The sequence below is a fragment of the Carboxylicivirga longa genome, from assembly GCF_050589825.1.
Classification (GTDB): domain Bacteria; phylum Bacteroidota; class Bacteroidia; order Bacteroidales; family Marinilabiliaceae; genus Carboxylicivirga; species Carboxylicivirga longa.
In genome coordinates this window covers 21,392-44,559 of the sequence record NZ_JBNGOZ010000015.1, presented here as the reverse complement: position 1 = coordinate 44,559, position 23,168 = coordinate 21,392, and the positions used below count along the sequence as shown (strand labels likewise).

Genomic DNA, 23,168 nt, shown 5'->3' with positions numbered 1-23,168 from the left:
AGAAGTTCTTCAATCAGAATAAATAATTGAATGGTAAGTTCCATAAGACCAATAAAAATAAACATTTATTTATGAAGTATTTCTTAGGCATAACCGATATTGACCAAGCCAAACTACGTTACCGAAAATTAGCAAAGCAACTACACCCCGATGCCGGAGGAACTGCCGTTGAATTTCAAAATATGCGGAAGGAATACCAGTCCTTGCTTTTAAAGCTCCAACAAAGTGGCAATACACCGAATGCACCAAAACAAGTATCTCTTGAAAAAGAGTTAATAAGCGAATTAGGTCAGCTTGCCAAAGTCCTGATAAAAAAGCAAGTACCTCAGAATTATTTGAAGCAAAAAATTCAATCAACACAGTCTCCGCTAAAGAAAAGTTTGTTCGGCAATTTGGTCGATTTATTGGATAGCCTTAAATAAAACTCATATTATTTATTATTGCCTTTTATTACCATTTAGTGCTATATTTTTTTAATTTTGACACTACTTGACAAATGAATATTGCATTTTTGTTTGTCAATTAAAGGAATATGAAAAAAACAGTAAACCCGTTAGGAACCTTTTTAGTTGAAAGAAAGGAAAAACCTGTTGAATTTGTCTGCGATAGATGTTTAGAGAATAAAAAATCTAAGAATGTTGTGGAGTGGCAAACCATTGAGCAGGAAACGAAAAGGATATGCAATGGTTGCTATGGTTACTTGATATCAACATTAAAAAAGAATAAATAACCTATGAGCCAAAACGTGTTCTCAATACTACCGGACGGATACACTAAAGAGTGTAATTACCTGTATAATTTCCTTAGTTCGGTAGAAGATTTGCCTTACGTGGGCAAAGACGAAGATGATAATTTAGAAGCCTTGCTATATGAAACGGCTTTTGCCTTATTATGCGAGGAATACCTGAATCAAGTTGCAGAAATGCCTAAGCATGACGATTTCGAGTATTTAATAGAAGAAATTGGCTTTGCAGAAGAAGAGGAAGAAATGGATTGGTTCTTTGAAAAACATTTGGAAGAAAAAAGTAGCGAAGGTTTTGAGGAAAAAATGTTCTTGCTACTTGAAGAATACAAAAAGAAAATTGCCACAAGCATTTTCAACTTTTTTGGTTCGGAAGATAAAGTGAAATTATTCTTCGCTTCAATCTTTACTATGGATAGACAAGGACACGTTCCTCACGGATTTGATGCTGCAGTAAGCAGTAATGGTTTTGTTAGTGATTTAAAATTGATGGTCAAATAATATGGCAAAGAAGAAGAACAGTAACGGAGCTGAAGAAACGCTCGAAAAGAAGTTGTGGACTACCGCAGACAAATTGCGTAAAAATATTGATGCAGCCGAGTACAAACATGTTGTGCTTGGCTTAATCTTTTTAAAGTATATATCTGATGCGTTTGAAGAGCATTACGCTAAGCTCGTAGCCGGAGAAGGCGAATATGCAGGAGCTGACCCCGAAGATAAAGATGAGTACGGAGCGGAAAATGTGTTTTTTGTACCTGAGAATGCACGTTGGGCATATATTCAGTCACAAGCTAAGATGCCTAACATTGGTAAGCTGATTGATGATGCAATGGACTTGATTGAAGCGGATAATGCTACGCTTAAAGGCATACTTCCTAAAACCTTCGGACGTTCAAACCTAGACCCTCAAACTTTGGGTGGCTTAATTGATACCATTGGAACAATTGCTTTGGGCGATGAGAAAGCAAAATCTCAGGATGTATTAGGTCGGGTTTATGAATATTTCTTAGGTCAGTTTGCTTTGGCAGAAGGTCAGAAAGGTGGACAGTTCTATACACCGGAGAGTATTGTAAAGCTTTTGGTTGAAATGTTAGAGCCATACAAAGGAAGAGTGTATGACCCATGTTGTGGTTCCGGTGGAATGTTTGTGCAATCAGAGAAGTTTATTGAAAGCCACCAGGGGCGATTGGATGATATTTCGGTTTACGGACAGGAAAGTAATCAAACTACTTACCGTTTATGCCGAATGAACTTGGCTATACGAGGTATTGATGGCTCTAATATTAAATGGAATACCGAAGGTTCATTCCTGAATAATGCACATAAAGATTTAAAAGCCGATTATATTATAGCCAATCCACCATTTAATGTGAGCGATTGGAGTGGTGAATTATTACGTGATGATGCTCGCTGGCAATATGGTGTTCCACCAACAGGCAATGCCAACTTTGGTTGGGTGCAACACTTCTTGTATCACCTAAAACCCGATGGCGGACATGCCGGGTTTGTATTAGCAAATGGCTCGTTAAGCTCTAATACAGGTGGTGAAGGTGCTATACGTCAAAAGTTAGTAGAAAACGATTTGGTAGAGTGTATTGTAATGCTACCTAAAGCCCTATTCTTTAATACAGGTATTCCGGCATGTTTGTGGTTTTTACGCAGAGGCAAAAAGCAACGCAATGGCGAAACACTCTTTATTGATGCTTCTGAGTTAGGCGTTATGATTAACCGTAAAAACCGGGTGCTGGAAGCTGATGATATTAGTAAAGTTGCAAATACATATCATTCATGGCTCAATCAAGAGGTAACAGGTAATGAAGAAGAGGTAAAAAGTGAAAGGGAAAAGGTAAAAGACGAAACCCTTTCACCTTCTACCTCTAACCTTTTACCTTATGAGGATGTAAAAGGTTTCTGTAAATCAGCTACCATTCAAGATATTCAGAAACATAAGTTTGTATTAACTCCCGGACGTTATGTGGGTATTCCTGATGAAGAAGACGATGGTATTCCATTTCAGGAAAAAGTAGATACACTTACAGCTCGATTACGTGAACAAATGAACCAGACTCAGGAATTAGACAAGGAAATAACTGTGCAGCTTGCAAAAATTGGGATTAAGTTATGAGTGAAAGAATAGAATCTGAATTTGGTCTGATTCCAATAGACTGGGAAATTGCAAAATTTGAAGATGTGGCTGAATTAAGACATGGCTATCAATTTCGTAATTACGACTTTACAGAAGATGGAATTAAAATTGTAAAAATAACCCAAATTAAAGGAGATGGACATATTGATATTTCAAATTGTTCTTTTATCGATAAAAATAGAATTGAAAGCTTTAAAAAGTTTATAATTGAAAAGGGAGATATTTTATTAGCACTTACTGGTGCTACCATTGGGAAATTTGCTAGATATAAGGAAGATGAAATAGTCTTACAAAACTATCGTGTTGGTAATTTCTTTCCGCTCGATTATAATGTTTTGAGTAAAGATTACTTGTATTATTATTTGAGTTCAGATTTTTTTTATTTTCAAATCATAGCAAGGCAAACTCAATCAGCCCAACAAAATATAGGTAAAGATGAGATTAATAATATGTCCATCATTTTACCAAAATTTGAAGAACAAAAAGAAATAGCCAAAACCCTTTCAAACCTCGACAAAAAAATCACTCTCCTTCGCCAACAAAACCAAGACTTAGAAGAGTTAGCACAAATCCTTTTTAAACGTTGGTTTGTGGAGTTTGAGTTTCCCAATGAAAATGGAGAGCCATATAAAAGTTCTGGTGGTAATATGATTGAGAGTGAGTTGGGTGAGATTCCTGAGGGGTGGCGAGTTACTCAGCTAAAGAAACTTGCAGATAAAATTTCTAAAGGTACAACACCTAGAAAAAATGAAGTTGATGGTTTAGAATTAGACGTTCCCTTTATTAAGGTAAAAGATATTACTGATGATGGTCAGATTAAGTTTGGTGATATTGAAAGTATTCCTAACTCAGTTCATAATGGTAGTCTAAAAAGGTCTATACTTAATCGTAACGACATTCTTTTTTCAATTGCCGGAACAATAGGAAGAGTAACAATCGTTCCCGAGGATTTAAACAATTCAAATTGTAATCAAGCAGTTGCATTTATTAGGTTAAAAGAGATTCAACACCTTGAGTTAATTCATCAATGGTTTAAATCTCAAAGTGTACAGAATGAGATAAATGCAAGTATAGTTCAAGGAGTTCAGGCAAATGTAAGTTTAGGCGTGCTTGGAAACTTATTGTTTAACATACCGAATGACGAATTTATTGAAAAATGGAATGCAGTTATAAAACCGATTTATGAAAAATGCAATAATTGCAGTAATGAAATTCAAACTCTTACCCAATTACGAGACACTTTGTTGCCAAAGTTAATGAGTGGGGAATTAAAAGTAAAAGCATAAAAAAGAACTATGGATATGAACCAACAATTTAAAACGATAAAATTAGAGCGCACCATGTGTTATGGTACGTGTCTGGTTTATTTGGTTAGTATCCATTACTCAGGTCGGGTAACATACACAGGCAAAGATTGGGTTAAAAAAACAGGAAGGCATATTTGGAAGCTCGATAGCAAGTCAATTGATAAACTATCAAAAGCTCTGTTAAAGAGTGACTACTTCAACCTCAAAAAAGAAGAAGGGATGGTTTGGTGTACCGATATGCCTTTCTGCATTACCACCATTGAAATGATGGATGGTACAAAGCGTAAAATAGAGCATTATTTGCAAGAACCGGATGAGTGGCCTAAAGCATTGCTGAGGTTTGAAAAGCAAATAGATAAAATTATAGGAGTTAAAAATTACGTGGGTGATGAAAATGTATTAGAATAAATACTCTCTCACAACCAGACAGATAATATCGAACATGAACGAAATAGATAATAACTTATCGGCAGACGAAGAAGTTGAAACTTTTGAGCATGTACCCAACGAGGTGTTCAACTTACTAAGTGACTTCTTTTACCAGTTAAAAGAAAAAGCAGATAGCTATGTTAGTTTAAAGAATAAAGCTTCTAAACTTTTACAAAAGCAGAAAGGTGAAGAGGTAACAAGTGATTCATCGGATAGTGTTTCTTATAACAAAATTGACGAAGCAATTACTTGCTTAAACAGTCACCCTAACCCACCGGAGAAAGATACCTGTATTAGTTTTCAGGTGGATGACACAAGCTTTTCGGTAATTTACACAAGCTATAAAATTGAGTTGTCCGACTATATCTCAGAGCATGGCGATTGGGGTTCAGACCACTACCAACGCTTTAATTTCCGATACGAGATTGAAGGCTATTCAGAACAAGAAGGCGATTTAGATGAGTTCAGGTCGTTGTTGTTTAGCTGCCTTAGTGAAGTTAAATTAAGCGACATATGCATTAGTGAGGAAGAGTAAAGTAAAATCTGAGGTGATTATATCCTACCCTGGACAGCTTATTTAATCAAAGGCGAGTGGAGTATGCAGAAAAAGCTAAGAGAATATGAGAGCTATAAAAAAGCAGAAGCCGCTAAGTAAACTCAACGGCTTCGTTTCTCTTTCAACGCTAATACCTTACGGATGGTTGGTGAGATATTTTAAATACTATTATCGATCATATTTGATACAAATATAAGGCAAAAAGTTGCATAAAATTAAATTAATATGACCAAAATAACTGAAAACAATATAGAGTTTAATCAATCTGATTCAAAATGATAATAGCAATAAATAATGGAAAAGCCAGCCAGAATTTTAAAGGTGCTGATATAGACTGGAAAGACTTGTTTAGGAAGTCTGAAGATTCATTAACAGCCTCTATCTTTGGAAGGCTGTTTTATCTCCCTGTTGATTTGTTGATGCAGATTTTATCAGAATCATGCTATGACAAAATTTTAGATAGTGATTGTGGTGGGATAGTAAAAACGGAATTCTGGCCAAAGTGGAATGCAGAAGAAACAACAAATACAAAGTACATCGAGCCTGATATTCATATCCAGTTGAAAAAATTCGATTTACTTATTGAAGCCAAAAGAGGCAATGACAATAAGCAAACAGAAGAACAATGGCAAAATCAAATTACAGCATATCGTAATGAATATGGTGATAAAAAGCTATATTTAATTGCATTGGATGGATTAAAATCGGATAAATCGGAAAAGCTGGGAAATGTTCATATCATAAAATGTACTTGGGCTAGACTTTTAAAAGCAATCCAAACTGAGCTAAAAGAACTAGAAACAAAAGAACTGTTAGCGCAGGATGTTGCTATTAAAAATATATTAAATGATTTGATAATTGCATTTGATGTGCATGGCTATTTTACAGGTCAATGGTTTGAATCTATACCATATGAAGACCTAAAAATAGAATGCCCCAATAATATTCTTATTTACGGATTGCCTAATTTTAACTAAATACTTATTAAAATGACTACTGTACAAAAAGATGTAGATGAGGTATTTTTAAATGTACGCAAGGCATACAGATTGCTATACCATTATCAGAGAAGAGTATTGGATATTGTTCAGTTAATATGTTCTGAGTTACATTTCGAATATGAAAATGGAGATCCTCATGAGACGAAATCCATAAATCATGACAAAAAAAATCTTAATAGATCTGCTTGGGATTTCTTGCCTTTATATATTTATAAGATTCAAATGAAACCACGTAAGGTGGGACGAAAAACTGTTAGTCTTTTGATCTTCTTACAAAGTGATTCTGGCCCATATAAAACAGATAAGTCACTAGATGAGTTATCTGCTTTTGAATCAGTTGAGAAGTCGAAATCTCGAATACATTTCTTACTCTGCAATAAGCATCTTGACTCTGCAGATTATGATGAATTTTTCGACGATAAAGATATTCCAAGTAAATCGAACAATTATAACTCCCTGGAATATAAAGGTGGCATTGCTTTAATAAAGGCATTTGATCTATGTGACTTCATTAATGAAGAAAGCGCAAAAGAAAGTTTAAAAAAATTAGCTATTAGGTTTCAAAAGGAATCAGGAGTAAAGCTTCCTAACATATAAATAAACCATGACCAAAATAACTGAAAACGATATAGAACTTTGGGCCATTGAGGAATTGGAGAACCTTGGTTGGAACTATATGCATGGTGCTGTTATTGCACCTGATGGTGAAGAACCGGAACGAAACTCTTTTAGCGATGTCATATTAAAAGGTCGTTTACAGGAAGCCATTGCCCGAAATAACCCGAACATCCCTTACGAGGCACAACAGGAAGCCGTAAAAGCTATTGAGCGGATAGCTTCTCCGGAACTCATGGTTAATAATCAGAGCTTCCATGAGCTATTAACAGAAGGAGTTCCTGTGGAATATCGTAAAGATGGTATTCAGCGTGGCGACCGGGTTCAGTTGGTCAATTTTAGGTTTCCAAAGCAAAACGATTTCTTGGTGGTTAATCAGTTTACCATCATTGAGAATAACAATAACAAACGTCCTGACCTGATTCTGTTTGTGAATGGTTTGCCCCTGGTCATATTTGAATTAAAAAATGCTGTTGATGAAAATGCAACTTTGCATTCAGCATTTAAGCAGATTCAAACCTATAAAGACACTATACCAAGCCTGTTTACATTCAATACTTTTTGTGTACTATCAGACGGTGCAGATGCAAAAGCAGGTTCATTATCGGCTGGTTATTCCCGTTATTTAGCATGGAAAACAAGTGATGGTATTCAGGAAGCATCTACCCTAACAAGCCAGTTAGAAGTACTAATAAAAGGTTTAACCAATCCTGATACATTATTAGATTACATACGCCACTTTATTGTTTTTGAAGAAGACAAACATATTGATGCAAAAGGAATTGCTACTATTAAGACAATAAAAAAGGTAGCTGCCTATCATCAATACTATGCAGTTAACAAAGCTATTGAATCCGTAAAGAAAGCGTCAGCTGACAATGGTGACAGAAAAGGTGGTGTAGTTTGGCATACCCAAGGCAGTGGTAAGTCGCTCTCAATGGTGTTTTTTAGTGGTAAGTTGGTTTTACAGCTTAATAATCCAACCATTCTAGTAATTACCGACCGTAATGATTTAGACGACCAATTGTTTGATACTTTTGGTTCATCGAAGCAATTGTTGCGTCAAGTTCCAATCCAGGCAGAAAGCAGGGAGCATTTAAAAGAGTTGCTAAAAGTAGCCTCCGGAGGAATTGTATTTGCTACCATACAAAAATTCCAACCCGAAGATGGATCTAATGTGTACGAGCAACTTTCTGACCGTACTAATATTGTAGTGGTGGCTGACGAAGCCCACCGTACACAATATGGTTTTAAACCAAAAACTATTGATGTAAAAGACGATAATGGTAATGTAATTGGTCAGCGTTTGGTTTATGGTTTTGCCAAGTATATGCGTGATGCTTTGCCCAATGCAACCTATTTAGGATTTACAGGAACGCCTGTTGAATCTACCGATGCAAATACCCCTGCCGTTTTTGGTAACTATGTTGATATTTACGATATAGCACAAGCCGTTGAAGATGGTGCTACCGTTCCTATTTATTACGAAAGCCGTTTGGTGAAAATCAATCTTTCAGAAGAGGGAAAACAGCTTATCGAGGAGCTTGATGAAGAATTGGCGCAGGATGAATTAACGGAAACCCAAAAGGCAAAAGCCAAGTGGACTAAGGTTGAAGCAATTATTGGTAGTGAGACAAGATTAAAGAAGGTAGCAGAAGATATTGTTTTTCACTATGAGGAACGCACCAATAGCGGTATCGAAGGTAAAGCAATGATTGTTACCATGAGCCGACAAATAGCTGCTGACTTGTGTAAGGAAATCATTAAAATACGTCCCCATTGGCATGATGATGAATTGGATAAAGGAGTGCTAAAAGTAGTGATGACTGCTTCTTCATCCGATGGTCCAGAGCTAATGAAACATCATACATCAAAAGACCAACGAAGAGCATTAGCCGACCGAATGAAAGATACCACCGACCCGATGAAATTGGTAATTGTTCGGGATATGTGGTTGACTGGATTTGATGCACCTAGTATGCACACTTTGTATATAGACAAACCAATGAAAGGTCATAACCTGATGCAAGCAATAGCAAGGGTTAACCGGGTATATAAAGATAAGCCGGGCGGCTTGGTGGTTGATTATTTTGGTATTGCCTCTGATTTAAAAAAGGCATTATCCTTTTATTCTGATAGCGGTGGAAAAGGCGACCCGGCAGAAGCACAGGAAAAGGCAGTTCAGTTAATGTTGGAAAAGCTGGAAGTTGTTTCTCAAATGTTTTCAGAAAATCCTAGCGTACAACATGCTGATTACGCAATGGCAGCAGAACCTAAAGTACCTTATGGTGATGGTTTTGCTTATGAGAATTATTTCGATGCTCCAATAAAAGAGAAGTTGGAGATTATAATTTCTGCGGTTGAGCATGTGCTTAGTTTGGATGATGGTAAAAACAGATATGTAAGAGAAGTAACTGCTCTCTCAAAAGCCTTTGCTATTGCTTTGCCTCACGATGAAGCTATGGATGCCAAAGACGAAATTGCATTCTTTCAAGCAGTCAAAGCCAGAATCCAAAAGCTAGATATGGGTGAAGTTTCAGGTGGTAAAACCGATTACGAAATTGAAACCGCAATTAAACAAGTCATTGATGAAGCCATAGTTTCGGAACAAGTAGTAGATATTTTTGATGCAGCAGGAATTAAAAAACCGGAATTATCTGTATTGGATGATGATTTTCTTGAGGAAATGAAAGACATGAAGCATAAAAACCTTGCTTTGGAAGTCCTCAAAAAACTACTCAACGATGAGATTAAAGTAAGAGCCAAACACAATATTGTACAGAGCCGTACCCTAATGGAGATGTTAGAATCATCCATTAAGCGCTATCAGAATAACTTAATCACCGCTGCCGAAATCATTCAGGAAATGATTGACCTGGCCAAGGAAATAAAAGAAGCCGATAAGCGTGGTGAAAAAATGGGTTTATCAAAAGATGAGCTTGCTTTCTACGATGCTGTATCTTCAAATGAAAGTGCCAAAGATATGCTTGGTGATGAAGTGCTGCTTAAACTTGCAAGGGTACTTGTTGAACGTGTTAAAGCCAATGCCACCATCGACTGGACGGTGAAGGAATCGGTTAAAAAGAAGCTGAAAGTAATCGTTAAGCGAACACTTCGCCAATATGGTTACCCACCGGATTTACAAAAATTGGCAACAGAAACAGTATTAAGCCAGGCTGAGATGCTGGCTGAGTTTTGGAATTAGTGAACGATAATATGGAAGTAAAAAAGGTGTTAACAAAGCGAGACTTGCGTATTATTCGGGGGGCTATTAATTCTACCATAGAACAATTAAAGAGTACTATTTTAAAAAATGAACGTATTCCAGCATCAGGAGAATTATACGGAAAATTTGTAGCAAAACTTCCTTTTTTATTAGAAAATGACAGGCCAAGCAAGCATTATATCAATTCAACCAACAGAACTACCTTCTTAAATGAAGTAGAAAGGTCTGGAATCTATCAGGTTATATTTTATTTCAACGGTAAAATAATGTATGTATCTGTCCTATATAAGGACTATAGCTACCGGAGTAATAAAGACCTTGGGTTTTCTTACGATATAACGTTTTTAGACGAGCTAGATTCGGATATAGATGGCGAAGATTATCTTTTAGAATCAATTATTGAAGGATGCCAAATTGAAGATGTTGGCATTCAGAATAAAAGACTTGATTAATAATGGCAGACCAGGCAAAGTTTCAAAAGATGTTAGAGATTCTGCTTATACTTGATTGTAAGTATGGCAGAACCATTCAGGAAATTTCAGACCGTTTTGATGTTTCCTCAAGGACTGTCTATCGCTACTTTGACACATTCAAACAAGTAGGGTTTGTAATTGAGAACAATAACGGCTACTTCAAAATTGATAAGGAAGAATCCACTTCACAGGATATTAGTCAATTACTACACTTCACCGAAGAAGAGGCTTTTATTTTGGGAAAAGCTATACATTCTATTGAAGATGGTTCAGAATTAAAAGACAAATTAGCAAGAAAGCTATACAGCCTCTATGATTTTGACCGTGTAATTTATGCCATTTCTAAAAAAGAGGAAACCGATAATATTTTTAACCTGATACAAGCCATTAAGCAACAAAAGCAAGTTGTTTTAAAGGAGTATAAATCCGGGCATGGTAAAGATATTCGTGATAGGTTGGTTGAACCCATTGATTTTACCGTAAACTACTTGGGGATTTGGTGTTATGATACAGACGACCAAAGTAACAAGATATTTAAAACGGCCAGGATTAAAGAAGTTGTTGTCACAAATGAATGTTGGCACTACAAACCGCAACATCATAAAGGCATTACCGATATTTTCAGAATGCAAAGCTATGAGCCAACTGCGATACAATTAAGGCTTTCAATGTTGGCTTATAACCTTCTTATTGAAGAATTTCCATTGAGTGAAAAGTATATCAAAAAGGAAGGGGATGATAATTACTTGCTTACTACCGAGGTTGGTAATTATTTAGGTGTAGGTAGATTTGTTTTAGGACTACCAGATGAAATTGAGGTGGTATATCCGCAATCCTTTAAGGACTATTTGAATGAAAAAATGGAAAAAAACAGCTTTAAATAGAATATTGACGCTAGTTGACAAACTCTTATGGTTTCTTTGTTTTAAAACTTTTAAAAAATAGACAAAATGAAGAAACTTTTTTACCTATTGGCAATCGTTATTTTGGCATCATGTTCTTCTCCAATGAATAATACATATAGTGATGCAACTTTAGAAAGCGACCTCAAAGCAATCCGTGAAGCAAACGCTCTTGATAGCACCGAAATGAACCTATTAGCAATGTATTTTGTAAGAGCTAAGTTACTCAACGAAAGTATTGATGGTAAAAGTTATAATGAGATATTGGCAGAAGCCAAAGTAGCAAAGCAAAAACAAGAAGAGGAAGAACGTATTCAGAGAGAATTAGCGGAAAAGGCTAAAAAGGAAGAAGAAGCCAGGATAGCACGATTGAAAAATGCTTTAACCGTAACTATCTTTGATAAAGGATATGCTGAATATGACTATCAGGAATATATTACTTACAAGTTCGCATTTGAGAATAAAACAGATAAAGAAATAACTGCATTTACAGGTCAGATAATGTTTACCGACTTGTTTGATAAAGAAATCAAATCTTTAAATCTAACTTATGATGATGGGGTGGCTGCAAGTTCAATCAAAAATTATAGTGCTACTACCGATTACAATCAGTTTATGAATGAAGACCAATTGTTAAAATCAAAAAACTTGAAGCAAATTAAGTTGGTTTGGAAGCCTGAAAAAATTCTATTTGCCGATGGCTCAACCCTTGAATAATCTGTTTTGTTTATGGGACATGATGTTAGTACAATAGGAAATCATAAGTTGGATATACGAAATGTAAAATCATTGGCTATAGACCTTTCAAAAAGGTTTAAAGCCAATGTTGATTATGGGTATTATCAACAATTTTGGGTTGATATTGATGGCAATGAATTCGAACCTTCTTACGAGAATGTAATCTTAGGAACTATCCCTTATCCCAACTCAAAAAAAACTATTTGGCTTAGTGATGAGTTCTATCAGGTGCATGAAATACTCAAAAAGCATGGCGATAATTACATAAAGCTTCCCTGTTTTTCAAATGGTAGTTCGATAGCTTCTGAATTTGAATTTGCAAAAAAAGGCGTTGGCTATGAATTTCGCGATATTCAGAACGAAATTGATTATGGAACTATTGATAACGATACATTTCATAATTGGCATAGTAACTATAATAGTCGTTGGTGGTATTTTTGCAGGAACTTTATGGAACCGGATGGATATTTAGAAGGCAACTTAGATTCTCTCCATGAATATCGCAAAGAGGTTTTTGACCTTCATACTTTAATCGGAGGAACAGCAGTCGTACATCTCGATGACCAGGGCGAAACTCAGCATCTAACATACGGAGAGCAAACATGGCAGGAGATTATTAATGAACTTAATACAAATTTCAAAGATACCACTATTAATATCTCCGAATTTATGAAGCATAAAATACTGTTACCTAAAGACAAGTATCCATTAGCATTTAATGACGATTTTGAAGATTTAAAATCATAGGATTCCTAACATTATAGAAACTAGTCAAATAGGAAAGTCGGCACACTACCGACTTTTTGTACCCTCCGCAAAAAAATAACCAAAACCAACCTATTCGGGCTGTGCAAAACATAGCCAAATACAACTAACTCCACACTGGCTTTATATTAACTCCATAAGCGGAATTCTGTAATTAAGGCCAAATTTACACTATGTTGGTATTTATCCAAACGAACTATTAGGACTACTTCTTCGGGATTAACCTGAAAAAAGCTGATAATAGTTCCAAGGCTATAATGGCCAGGCCTTCTAAAAGCTTGATGTTTCTCGCAGCTTTTTCAACCAAGGTTTGGACGAGGTGAGATTTGAACTCATCCATATATGCTATTGAGTTCTATATAGATGTGCCTTAGAGATGTTGGAAAATGAAATGTTATTAAATTAAGCTTGGAAATTACCAATCTGATTGTTGAATTTATTACTTTTGACAAAAAGATACAATAATTCTATTTTAACAATAAAAGTAAAAATAATCAAGGCCTTCATCCAAGCTATGGTTATTACTTATATTACTCAGAGTGGAGTCCAGGAACCACTTAAAAAACGGGGTGAATCTGAAAAACCTTAAGAGTAGGAAAAATTAAAAAATAAAAGAATGAGTACTAATAAGAAAGTATTATTAGGTGTATTTAGTCAATTAGCATCACGACGTAATGTCAATCCTTTGACTTTGAGAATAGTATTTGTAATTGTAGGGATAGTGATTCCGTTTGTCATTCCGGTATACTTTATTATGGCTGCTATAAATACTGATGTAACGAAAAAGGTAATTTATGCAATTTATGGGGCTATTCTAGGAATTCCCTTAAGCTACTATTTTCAACCAGAAATAGTCAGAGCTAAAGTCGGTGGAATTGGAGGTTATTTGCAAAATTTTGATAAGATTTTCCAGAACGGCGATTTAATTGTTAATGTTTTTATAAGTGTTGTAGTTTTTGCAATTGTTGGGGGATTTATTGGTTACTCCATTGAAAAGAATGAAGCAAAGAAGGCAAGTTAAACTATTCGGGTTTTGTTTTTTACTCAGTATTCTATTTTATTTTACAGGCAGAAGTGAGAAAATAAATGTTAATGAAATAGATATAAACAAAATTGAGGATTTCGACCTAATTATCTCAAAAGGACAGTCTGCGCAAAGTAAGCTAATTAGATTACTTAATTTCTCAATAGATGACTATTCACATGTTGGCATTTTAATGAAAGACAATGAGCAATTGTATGTTTTACATGCAACGCCGGATGGATCAAAGATCAACGGGATTAGATACGATGACTTACAAACATTTATTGATTTAAGTAATGTAAGTGAATGTACTGTTATTAGATGTAATGCACTATCTGATGAATCTTATATTAAACTTAAATCGGAATTCGAGACGTACAAAAATAGTCAAGTACCATTTGATTATGACTTTGATAATTTCGATGATAAGAATATTTATTGTTCGGAGCTGATCAGTATTATTTTTAATAATTCAGGCTTGTCCATTTTTTCAGAAATTGATATGACAAAACCAATATATCCAAAATATTTTCTGAAAACTAAATGTTTTTTTGTGGTTGAATAGGTTGTTGGGATTAATAAAGTAAAACCAGCAAATTTCCTTATCGAGCTCGAGTAGTGTTGGGGCTTGGCGTAGATTGTATCTATGTCTTATGAAAAGTAAGTTTGCAAATAGTAATTTTTAAAGGGGCGACATCTAAAATTCATAAAAAGGAAACAGAAAGAATTTTGGTTGAGATGATGAGTAAGATTTTTGGTATTGGAAGGAGTCGTTATTACGATTCTGACAAACAATAAGAAAAACGCCTCTCATTTTGGCTCGATCCTAAAACAAAAGCAGATTATGCTTTTTCCTTTTTTGAATATACCAGGTTAAAACCAATTGGATTATTACTATCGTGTGTCATCTCAAAGAAGAAGACAGTTTATCGTTAAAAAATCTTTTAAAAGTATATTTGAAGTACGCTGTATTTTTATAAAAACCAAATACCCTTGTTAAATAAAATTTGTGGAAGTTTATAGACAGCAAATTCTGGCTTAGAAATAACTTCTGGAACATATATTTTTAACCAAAACATATAGATATGAAATGTTATTTTAATTTTTTTGCAAATGCAGTATTAGTTTTATTTTTCATTAGTTGCAGTAATCATGGTAATATAATCTACGTAAAACAGGATGGTGGAGGCACTAAGGATGGTAGTAGTTGGTCAAATGCTTATGATGACATTCAAAATGCAATTAATGTTGCTCAAGATGGTGATTCTATTTTTATTGCCAATGGAACCTATAGTCCAAGTAGTATTAACGGGTATAAGTTGACAAAAAATATATTTATCATCGGGGGCTTTAAAGGTTTTGAACAATCTAGTGATGAACGAGAGTTTTATATACATGAAAGTGGACTCAAAAAGATTAAAAATGTCACAATAATATCTGGTGATATCAACCAAGATGATGATTTTTCAAAGTTTGATCGTAAGTTTTGGGAAGATGTAAATTCTTCAAGTCACCCATGGAGTTTGTGCAATACAGAGGATAATGCTAATAATCTTTTTAGTAGCGAAGAAAAAATAAGTGTAGATATATATTTGGATGGTTTAGTACTCGAAAATAGCGTTGCAGATGGGGATAATCAAAATGGAGGTGCTATTTGTGGAAATAATAACTTACAATTATATTATTGCACAATAAGTAGATGCTTTGCTGTTAATCAGGGAGGTGCAATATTTTTGGGAAATAACTCTAATAAAAATATTATTATAAAGCACAATTATTTTCATGATTGCATGGCTAAGGATGGAGGAGCTTTTTCATCATTGCAAAAATGTTATAGTAATTTAACTATTGAAGATAACTTTTTTGATTTTTGTAGTTCTTTGTCTTCAGGAGGTGGCTTAAATATATTTTGTAAGCATGAATTTGACAATGATGCAGGTTCCTATAAGGTGCATATCATGAATAATCGCTTCTGGAAATGCCAAGCTTGGAAATCAAATAAACCTTCAGTAGGGGGTGGGATATGTTTTAATTTAGATAACGGGACTAATAAGTTAGATGGTAGTGTTCTGATACAAAATAATAAATTCGCATACTGCTCAGTCAGCACAGTAAAGAGTAATCGATGTGTTAATAATGGAGGTGGTTTATATGCACAAGGTGGCTTATATAGTAATTGTCCTATTATTGTTAAAGATAATGTCTTTGAAGGTTGTTCGGCATATGGATATAATTCACAAGGAGGAGGTGTATGGTCTGGAAATAGTGTAATACTAGATCATAATTTCTTTAATTTATGTTTCGCAAAGGATATAAATGAAAATAACCAAGCTTATGGTGGATCCGTTTATTTATGCGGTGAGATGAAGAATTCCTACATACTTTCAAGTCATGCAGATCAAGGAGGAGGTGTTTATATTCAGAATGGGAAAATAGTTGGTAGTAAGATAGTAAACTGCTATTCGAGAAGTAATGGAGCAGGAGTGAATATGTCAGCTAACTCCACGTTACATGATTGTATCGTTGCAAATTGCACTTCTGCTATTAGCGGAGGAGGTGTATTTATTAATTCAGCCAAAGATGTTAAGATTAGTAATTTAACATGTGTGAATAATTTTGCTGATCATAAAGCAGGAGGAGTATTTTGTGATGGGAAAATGAAGATTAGCAATAGTATACTTTTAGGTAATAGGATTACACAGAAGCCATTTCCTGTTATTGCACGTCAGTTAAGCAAGGAAGCTGGACAAGAGATCGATTATGGTTTGAATAATCACTATGTAAAAGTCGAAAATTGTGCTATCCCGGGTATTTTTAGTGATGGAGGTAATATTGCGATTTCGCAAAAAAATAAGCCCTATGAAAATAGTAAAGAGTTGCATGCTAATTTTAAAAAATTACATGAATATTGCGGATTTATTGATGTGTTTGGAGGAGATAAAAATCAAAAAGAACAAAATCAAAGTATCCTAAATAGAATAACTGACATGGATGTTTCTTTATCTAGTGAAAGTAGCATTTATAATTTTAAATGTAGTAAGGAAGTTATTGCAATGAATCAAAATGAATGGGCTACGAAATAAACGTTTAATGGATTAATTTGTAATGTCAAAATCCTTTCGGTTTTATTTATAATAAAGAAAGTCGGCACACTGCCGACTTTTTTTGTACCCTTCGCAAAAAATAACCAAATCCAACCAATCGCGACAAACCCTAACCAAATACAACCAACTCCCCACCATAAGCCTCCTCTATGTTTGCTACTGTTATGGAAGCAGGCACAAAGAAAATATTAGGCACATTAGCAGCAGTTGCAGCCGTTGGTGGTGGTTTCTACCTGATTAAAAAAGGCAAAAAGCTTCTTGCCGGGGCAAAAATGAATTTTGCTCTTTTAGGTTTCCGCATCCACAAGCTGAATTTACAGGAAGTTCAGTTTGCGGTCAAACTTCGTTGCTACAACCCCACCAACGCACCCATCACCTTAGCGGTCAACCAGGTTATTGCCAACTACAAAGGTTCGGCAATCGCTTATTCCACGCCCCACATCAAAGGTCTAACCATTGGCGCTGGCTCAACATACGAGCCTGAAATCACCTTTCAGGTGCCTTACCTGAATCTACTGGGAAAAGGCTTGTCATTGGCCATGCTCCAAAACACCGCACAATTAAAAGCCGATTTGAGCTTTACGCTTTCGCTCAGCCTCAATGGCGAAAGCATCACCACCACACAAAATTTAACAAGCGGCACAGCCGGTTTTGAAACAGGCAGCAGTGTGTCTAGGCAGGCGTTCAGCCTGCCGGTTCAGTCTCCTTTATCAATTAAAAGCACTACTAATATGAACGGATTAGCATTGAGCGCTTTGGGCATTGTATCCGGCCCACGAAACACACAGGATGGCCGTCAATACAACCACCTGATAAAAAGAGCATCCGGCAAAGATGTATTTGTAAAGAACGGCAACGTGCTGGAAACCGTTGAAAGCTGCATCGACCTGATTGCAGAACACTACCGGGAAGTGGAAGACCTGGCGCAGATGTTAAAAGTTGGTGAGGCTACTGAACCTGCCGAAGTAAAAGATACCTGTCGTAATATTTTCAACTTCGCCTATCATTACCTGCAATATCATAAGGACGAAGACGGTACCGAACAGCTTCGTACCCCAGCACGTTCCTGGCTCGATGGGCAAATCAAGTTCAAACAACTAGGCATGGCCTCAGCAGGCATTGACTGTGATGATTACAGCATTTTTGTGGGTTCCATCCTTAAATGCCTGGGCATTCCCTTTAAGCTGCGCATCACCAAGTACGATGGCCGCCCCAACTTTCAGCACATCTATGTGTTTGTGCCGGCCATGGGCGATAGCGAGGACGAGATCATCATCGACCCGGTACTTTCTAAGTTTGATTACCAGAAGCCTTACAGCTTTGAACGGTCAGATTTTAATATGTCACCCCTGCAAATGGTCAGTGCTATCCAAGGCATTGATGGCGTATTGGGTACCACCTCATTGGGCTTACCCATTTATGCCTTGTCCGGTTTAGACCTGGCAGGTGGAACCACCGCCCATAAGGAAGACATGGAGTTAATGGCCATTGTTTCAGGCCTTGATTTTGAGGATGCCGTCAATGGCTTGGGCAGTGCCGAAGAGGCCACTTACCGCTATCTGGTTCGCACCCGTGATTTCCTGCTTCGGAATAAGGCGAATAAAAATAAGATGGCACACATCCAGAACCCGGATCAGTTCATCAGCATGATTGACCAGGCTATAAAGTTCTGGCACACGCCCCAAAGGGAAAAGGTACTAGCGAAACTGGCTGAAATTGAGGATAAACTTTCAGCCAACGGTCTGATTAAGTATGATGCCGATGCCATGGAAGGCCTTGCGGAGCTGGATGATTTGGATGCAGAAATTGATGGACTGGAAGGACAAAGAGGTCTGGGGGGTTTCTTTAAATCCCTAAAGCGAATCGGTAAAAAGATAGGCAAAGGCATCAAAAAAGGCGCTAAGGCCGTGGGCAAGGCGGCCAAGAAAGTGGCCAAGGCCATCGTGCGTTTTAATCCGCTTTCCATCGCCGTTCGTAACGGCCTGTTGGCCGCCCTGCGATTAAATATGTTTGGCATAGCCAAGAAGTTGCAATATGCTTATCTGCCCGATGCCTTAGCAGCTAAATACAGTATTGATGCCGGAAAGCTAAAAGACTTAAAGAAACGCCACAACCGGGTTCGTAAGCTCTTTAAAGGCTTGCAGGGCAAAGAAAAGAACCTGAGAAAAGCCATTCTAAAGGGCGCCAGACAAAAGAGTAAGGACTTCTCCTTAAAAGGCATGGATGGCTTGCTGGCCGATTTAAAAGGCTTGGCATCCATGGGCGGACTGGCAGAACTAGGGCAGTTGGGAGCAGCGGCCACAGCAGCATCAGTGGGTGCCGCATCGGGTGTGCTGGCCAAAATCAAAAACTGGCTGAAACCTGTTACGAATATCTTCAAAAAAGTCAAGGGAAAAGCAGTCGTCAGGAAAGTGGCTAAACTGACCGCCCAGGGCAAAGCAGTCAGCCAGGCCTTGCAGGAAAGAGCGCGGCAGTATGAGCAGCAATTCACGCCCCATCCGGAAAGCTACGTTCCAGATGAACAGGAGCTTCCGTCATCTACCAGCGTTCAGCCGGTCATCCAAAAGTCGGGTACTGATGCAGCTACCAATCTCCCTGTGAGCGTTTCTCAAACTCTTTCGCCAACTAAAAAAGGCATGAGTAAAGGCGCCAAGGTGGGCATTGGCCTTGGTGTGGCCGCCTTGATTGGTACCGGAGCCTATTTTCTGTTTCGCCAGGATGATAAGCCCAAAGCCTCCACAGGCAAAAAGACTAAAAAGCAATCACTGGGAAGCATCGTGCTTCAATAAGAATAAGCATTTCAATAATTAAATTTTAAACAGATGGCAGTAAGAAAAACATCTTCACAGCCCCGTTCCAGATCAACGGGCACCAAGATTGACTTTATGAAAGCTACCAATAACATTGGCAAACCCATAGCTGCCGTAGCGGGGTTTGCGATTGGTAAGTATGCATTGAACAAACTTCAAAAAAGCCCCACCGTCAGCGGTCTTTTGGGTACCGACCTGAAAGGCTACATCGTTCCGGCGGCCATCACCATGGGTGGCCTGGTAGGCCAGCAGTTCACCCGGAATGAATACATCAAAATGGGCTTGTATGGGATGGCCGGCGCAGGTGTTGAAGCCACCATTAAGAAAGCCACCGGCAAAACCATCTTACAGGGCCTATCGGGCTTGTTAGGCGATGGCGATATTGAAGACGTTGATTACGAGGAAGTAAACGGACTCCAGGCCTTGAATCCAATTACCCAGGTGCTTCCGGCAGCCGACATCGACATCGAACGGGAAATCCAGGCTTCTGTATCGGGCGCAGCCGAAGATTACAGCATGAGCGATGACCCCATGGGAAATGCAGCCAGCGACTATGCCATGTCGGATGAGCCGATTGGTGCGGATGATGATGAGGTGGGTAAGATCACCAACCTTGACCCGGACAGCATGGATTACGACATTTTTTCGGGGGATATGATGGAATCCTAATCCATCCCACTAAGTAACCACAAACAACAATTCAAATATTTAATAACGCAAAAAGAGAAAAATCATGGCAGAAATAAGCGAGCAAAATGATTTGTACCCTTCAATGGAAGAGATTGAAGGTTTGGAAGAAGCCATCCTTAACAAGGAGGAAGATGCCCTGGAAAAAGAAGAAGACCATGACGATGCGGTGGAAGGCATCGGTGATTTAGGTCGTTCACGCCGAAAAAGCCGACGCAGAACACGCCGGGTAAAGCGTGCCAGCAGCCGTAAGCGTGCGGTTCGCCGCTCGTACAATGCCGGGGCAAAAAGCGTGGCGGTAAAAACCGGGTTAACGAAAGACCTGACCTCCAAAGGTCAGTTTGAGCTGCGCAGACAGCAGTTACCGGCGGAGGTTCAGAAAGCATTGAAAGATGCCCGTATGCAAACCGTTGATGCGGCCATCTACACGGTGAAGAGCATCAAGGACAAGTCCGATATTGATTTGATGGAAGCATCAGACGATAAGAAGTCGGGACGTACCAACCTGAACCGTGCCCAGTTGGATAGCGGTAAATACCTGCTTTTAACCGATGTGGTGCTTGAGTATGCCCATGGTTCATCCGAGGAGGATAACGACCCGGCAGATTTTGCCTTCGGTCAGTTTGCCTTACCGCCTCAAATCCTGAACGGTACCTTTGAGATGACCCTGGGCACCAAGGTGATTATCCCTGAAATATCCTGTGCCGTGTTCGACGATACCGACAGCACCAAGCGTAAGTTCCAGTACAAGCTGGCCAATCCCAAGTGGTTGAAGCCATCCATGGACATCACGCCAAAGCTGAACATGCCAAAGGCCATCAACAATGGCGACAAGGTGTTTAACCCGGCTGTTAAGGTAACACTGATGGGCACCATCACAGAGAAAGCCTAATAGCGTAGTGAGTACAGAGTGGTGAGTGGATGGATGCCCATCGCTCACTACTCATCTTTCATCACTCACTGCTCATTATACAGTCTCACATCTTAACTCTCACTACACAAAACAAAAAAATGGAAGCTCAAGAGCATATTAAGAAACTACAAGTGGTAAAGTTTGAAGTCAGCAAAGGTCAGACCTACGAGTTCAATGGCAACACCAAGACGGAGCACGACCGTATCAAGGGCATTTTCCTAAGGCTGTCGAACCAGCAAGCCTTACCGGGCGCAACGCTAAGGGTATGGATTGATGATACCGAGATTATACCGGATGATACCGAGGTGGCCTTGCTGCACCACAACGATGATATGAGCATTAAGGACGTTACGTTTCCGGTGGATGAAAAGGCCAAGAACAGCCCCGTTCGCATCATCTACAAAGACAATAGCGAGAACCTGGCTGTTGCCGACAGCTACCACGTCAGGGTGTATCTGCTTGCCGAAGTCCTTAAGAAATAAAACTCAGACAAAGGTATCAAGACATAAGACGATGCATCCTGTAAGTCATCTTGATACTGACATCTTACTACTTGATACTGATTAGGATGAAACGATATTTTGTAATAACACATCACTCCGAGGATAACAGTCACATCAACGAGCAGGATTTACTCCCGGCCTCCTGTATGCTGATTACCGGTTTAGCCGTTGTGGCAACCGTTAAGAGAGAATCCGAGCTGATGGATGTGGTGGAAAGCCTGGCCTATCCGCAGGTGTTGATAACCAAGCTGCTCAACGATGAGCGCATCACGGATTTGTTCTACTCTTACCTCAGAACCCGTGCCAATGAAGCCGATAGCCGTGCCTTCTTTGAGAGCGACATCCTACCGGAAATCATCCGGGTATTGGGCGATGGTATTGTCTATGCCTGCCTGGAGGAAGAGGAACAGATGGCGCTGCGTGACAACATCAGTCGGATGTTCCGGGAGCACTTTGTCCGTTTTATCTATGATGAAGCAGGCCTGTATTCCAAAGGCCGGGGCATGACCAACCTTGATTTCTCCGATTTCATTGCCCAACAAACCCTGGTGTTTACCTATCAGCACAAGGAAGCACTGTTTAAGCGAACGGTGAAAGCCTACAAACAGCCCGAACCTTACGAGTGTGGTAACATCAGCCTCTTGGTTAACGGCAACAGCTTTTTGCTGCGTGATTACATGCTCATGGCCAACCGTAAGGTGAAGCACCTTAGCAAAGAGGTCATTCCCTTTCATGAGCCGCTGGAAGTCAACAGTAACCTCCATACCGTTTTCAAGAGCAATAAAAACAGTGGCAATCAAACACTAACCATCAGAATCTACATCGAATATGAACACGAGTGAGTTATTACACACCATTGCCAAAGACCGTGTGGCCGGAATGCGCACCATTGACAGTTACCAGTTAAAACCAACGGTGGTAAAGGTAACGAAGGCCACCATGTCCCTCGATTTGAAAAACGACATGTGGATTTTGAATACCAAAGGCCTTCCGGCAGCTATTCAGGAGCTGGAAATGATTAGCAGCGATAACGTGTTTACCGCCAGCCCTGAAGAATATGATTTGATGGATGAGTTCCGTTACCAGGTATTTACTGATTACATCGACATTCATACCCAAGCGGATGCGTTTACGCCCTTCCGTCTGGAGTTTGTAAAGATTATTCCGCACCGAAACCCACAGAAGAAAGACTGATAAGCGGAAAAATGGGCACCGCAATGCCCTTGC

General features: G+C 38.4%; 23 protein-coding genes. All 23 read left to right on the top strand.

Going from position 1 to position 23,168, the window contains the following annotated elements; all coding sequences use genetic code 11:
- The first annotated feature begins 71 nt into the window (after positions 1 to 71).
- The 23 genes from ACRD7A_RS13430 (at position 72) to ACRD7A_RS13320 (ending at position 23,135) form a co-directional block, all read left to right on the top strand.
- Positions 72 to 422, top strand: coding sequence for a hypothetical protein (locus tag ACRD7A_RS13430; protein ID WP_430811614.1), 351 nt, complete (start codon positions 72 to 74; stop codon positions 420 to 422).
- Between the two features lie 110 nt (positions 423 to 532).
- A complete protein-coding gene (locus ACRD7A_RS13425) occupies positions 533 to 730 on the top strand; it encodes a hypothetical protein (protein WP_430811615.1) in 198 nt (65 codons plus the stop codon).
- A gap of 3 nt (positions 731 to 733) precedes the next feature.
- The gene (locus tag ACRD7A_RS13420; RefSeq protein WP_430811616.1) at positions 734 to 1,243 is read left to right on the top strand and encodes a hypothetical protein; all 510 of its coding nucleotides are present in this window, start codon (positions 734 to 736) and stop codon (positions 1,241 to 1,243) included.
- A 1-nt stretch (position 1,244) separates the two neighbouring features.
- Complete coding sequence (locus ACRD7A_RS13415; protein WP_430811617.1) at positions 1,245 to 2,867, top strand: type I restriction-modification system subunit M; 1,623 nt, start codon at positions 1,245 to 1,247, stop codon at positions 2,865 to 2,867.
- Positions 2,864 to 4,174 (top strand): restriction endonuclease subunit S, encoded by a 1,311-nt coding sequence (locus ACRD7A_RS13410; RefSeq protein ID WP_430811618.1) that lies wholly within the window; start codon positions 2,864 to 2,866, stop codon positions 4,172 to 4,174. The genes ACRD7A_RS13415 and ACRD7A_RS13410 overlap by 4 nt, the downstream gene beginning before the upstream one ends.
- Positions 4,175 to 4,183: 9 nt before the next feature.
- Positions 4,184 to 4,603, top strand: coding sequence for a DUF6438 domain-containing protein (locus tag ACRD7A_RS13405; RefSeq protein WP_430811619.1), 420 nt, complete (start codon positions 4,184 to 4,186; stop codon positions 4,601 to 4,603).
- A 34-nt stretch (positions 4,604 to 4,637) separates the two neighbouring features.
- The gene (locus tag ACRD7A_RS13400; protein WP_430811620.1) at positions 4,638 to 5,159 is read left to right on the top strand and encodes a hypothetical protein; all 522 of its coding nucleotides are present in this window, start codon (positions 4,638 to 4,640) and stop codon (positions 5,157 to 5,159) included.
- Positions 5,160 to 5,455: 296 nt separating this feature from the next.
- Positions 5,456 to 6,157: a hypothetical protein gene (locus tag ACRD7A_RS13395; protein WP_430811621.1), complete on the top strand. Its 702-nt coding sequence runs from the start codon at positions 5,456 to 5,458 to the stop codon at positions 6,155 to 6,157.
- 12 nt (positions 6,158 to 6,169) lie between these two features.
- Positions 6,170 to 6,778, top strand: coding sequence for a hypothetical protein (locus ACRD7A_RS13390; RefSeq protein ID WP_430811622.1), 609 nt, complete (start codon positions 6,170 to 6,172; stop codon positions 6,776 to 6,778).
- 7 nt (positions 6,779 to 6,785) lie between these two features.
- Complete coding sequence (locus ACRD7A_RS13385) at positions 6,786 to 10,001, top strand: HsdR family type I site-specific deoxyribonuclease (RefSeq protein WP_430811623.1); 3,216 nt, start codon at positions 6,786 to 6,788, stop codon at positions 9,999 to 10,001.
- A gap of 11 nt (positions 10,002 to 10,012) precedes the next feature.
- Complete coding sequence (locus ACRD7A_RS13380; RefSeq protein ID WP_430811624.1) at positions 10,013 to 10,474, top strand: hypothetical protein; 462 nt, start codon at positions 10,013 to 10,015, stop codon at positions 10,472 to 10,474.
- A 2-nt stretch (positions 10,475 to 10,476) separates the two neighbouring features.
- Positions 10,477 to 11,379 (top strand): helix-turn-helix transcriptional regulator, encoded by a 903-nt coding sequence (locus ACRD7A_RS13375; protein ID WP_430811625.1) that lies wholly within the window; start codon positions 10,477 to 10,479, stop codon positions 11,377 to 11,379.
- 66 nt (positions 11,380 to 11,445) lie between these two features.
- Positions 11,446 to 12,114: a hypothetical protein gene (locus ACRD7A_RS13370; RefSeq protein WP_430811626.1), complete on the top strand. Its 669-nt coding sequence runs from the start codon at positions 11,446 to 11,448 to the stop codon at positions 12,112 to 12,114.
- A 12-nt stretch (positions 12,115 to 12,126) separates the two neighbouring features.
- Positions 12,127 to 12,882: a hypothetical protein gene (locus tag ACRD7A_RS13365; protein WP_430811627.1), complete on the top strand. Its 756-nt coding sequence runs from the start codon at positions 12,127 to 12,129 to the stop codon at positions 12,880 to 12,882.
- 634 nt (positions 12,883 to 13,516) lie between these two features.
- A complete protein-coding gene (locus tag ACRD7A_RS13360; protein WP_430811628.1) occupies positions 13,517 to 13,921 on the top strand; it encodes a PspC domain-containing protein in 405 nt (134 codons plus the stop codon).
- Positions 13,899 to 14,489 carry a YiiX/YebB-like N1pC/P60 family cysteine hydrolase gene (locus ACRD7A_RS13355; protein ID WP_430811629.1) on the top strand — a complete coding sequence of 197 codons (591 nt, stop codon included), beginning with the start codon at positions 13,899 to 13,901 and terminating at the stop codon, positions 14,487 to 14,489. Before ACRD7A_RS13360 ends, ACRD7A_RS13355 begins: the two co-directional genes overlap by 23 nt.
- A 520-nt stretch (positions 14,490 to 15,009) precedes the next feature.
- A complete protein-coding gene (locus tag ACRD7A_RS13350) occupies positions 15,010 to 17,007 on the top strand; it encodes a hypothetical protein (protein ID WP_430811630.1) in 1,998 nt (665 codons plus the stop codon).
- A gap of 170 nt (positions 17,008 to 17,177) precedes the next feature.
- A complete protein-coding gene (locus ACRD7A_RS13345) occupies positions 17,178 to 19,817 on the top strand; it encodes a hypothetical protein (RefSeq protein WP_430811631.1) in 2,640 nt (879 codons plus the stop codon).
- A 33-nt stretch (positions 19,818 to 19,850) separates the two neighbouring features.
- A complete protein-coding gene (locus ACRD7A_RS13340) occupies positions 19,851 to 20,507 on the top strand; it encodes a hypothetical protein (RefSeq protein ID WP_430811632.1) in 657 nt (218 codons plus the stop codon).
- A 64-nt stretch (positions 20,508 to 20,571) separates the two neighbouring features.
- Positions 20,572 to 21,417 carry a hypothetical protein gene (locus tag ACRD7A_RS13335; RefSeq protein WP_430811633.1) on the top strand — a complete coding sequence of 282 codons (846 nt, stop codon included), beginning with the start codon at positions 20,572 to 20,574 and terminating at the stop codon, positions 21,415 to 21,417.
- A gap of 119 nt (positions 21,418 to 21,536) precedes the next feature.
- Positions 21,537 to 21,920, top strand: coding sequence for a hypothetical protein (locus ACRD7A_RS13330; protein WP_430811634.1), 384 nt, complete (start codon positions 21,537 to 21,539; stop codon positions 21,918 to 21,920).
- An 86-nt stretch (positions 21,921 to 22,006) separates the two neighbouring features.
- Positions 22,007 to 22,783, top strand: coding sequence for a hypothetical protein (locus ACRD7A_RS13325; protein WP_430811635.1), 777 nt, complete (start codon positions 22,007 to 22,009; stop codon positions 22,781 to 22,783).
- The gene (locus ACRD7A_RS13320; RefSeq protein WP_430811636.1) at positions 22,770 to 23,135 is read left to right on the top strand and encodes a hypothetical protein; all 366 of its coding nucleotides are present in this window, start codon (positions 22,770 to 22,772) and stop codon (positions 23,133 to 23,135) included. The genes ACRD7A_RS13325 and ACRD7A_RS13320 overlap by 14 nt, the downstream gene beginning before the upstream one ends.
- Positions 23,136 to 23,168 lie beyond the last annotated feature (33 nt).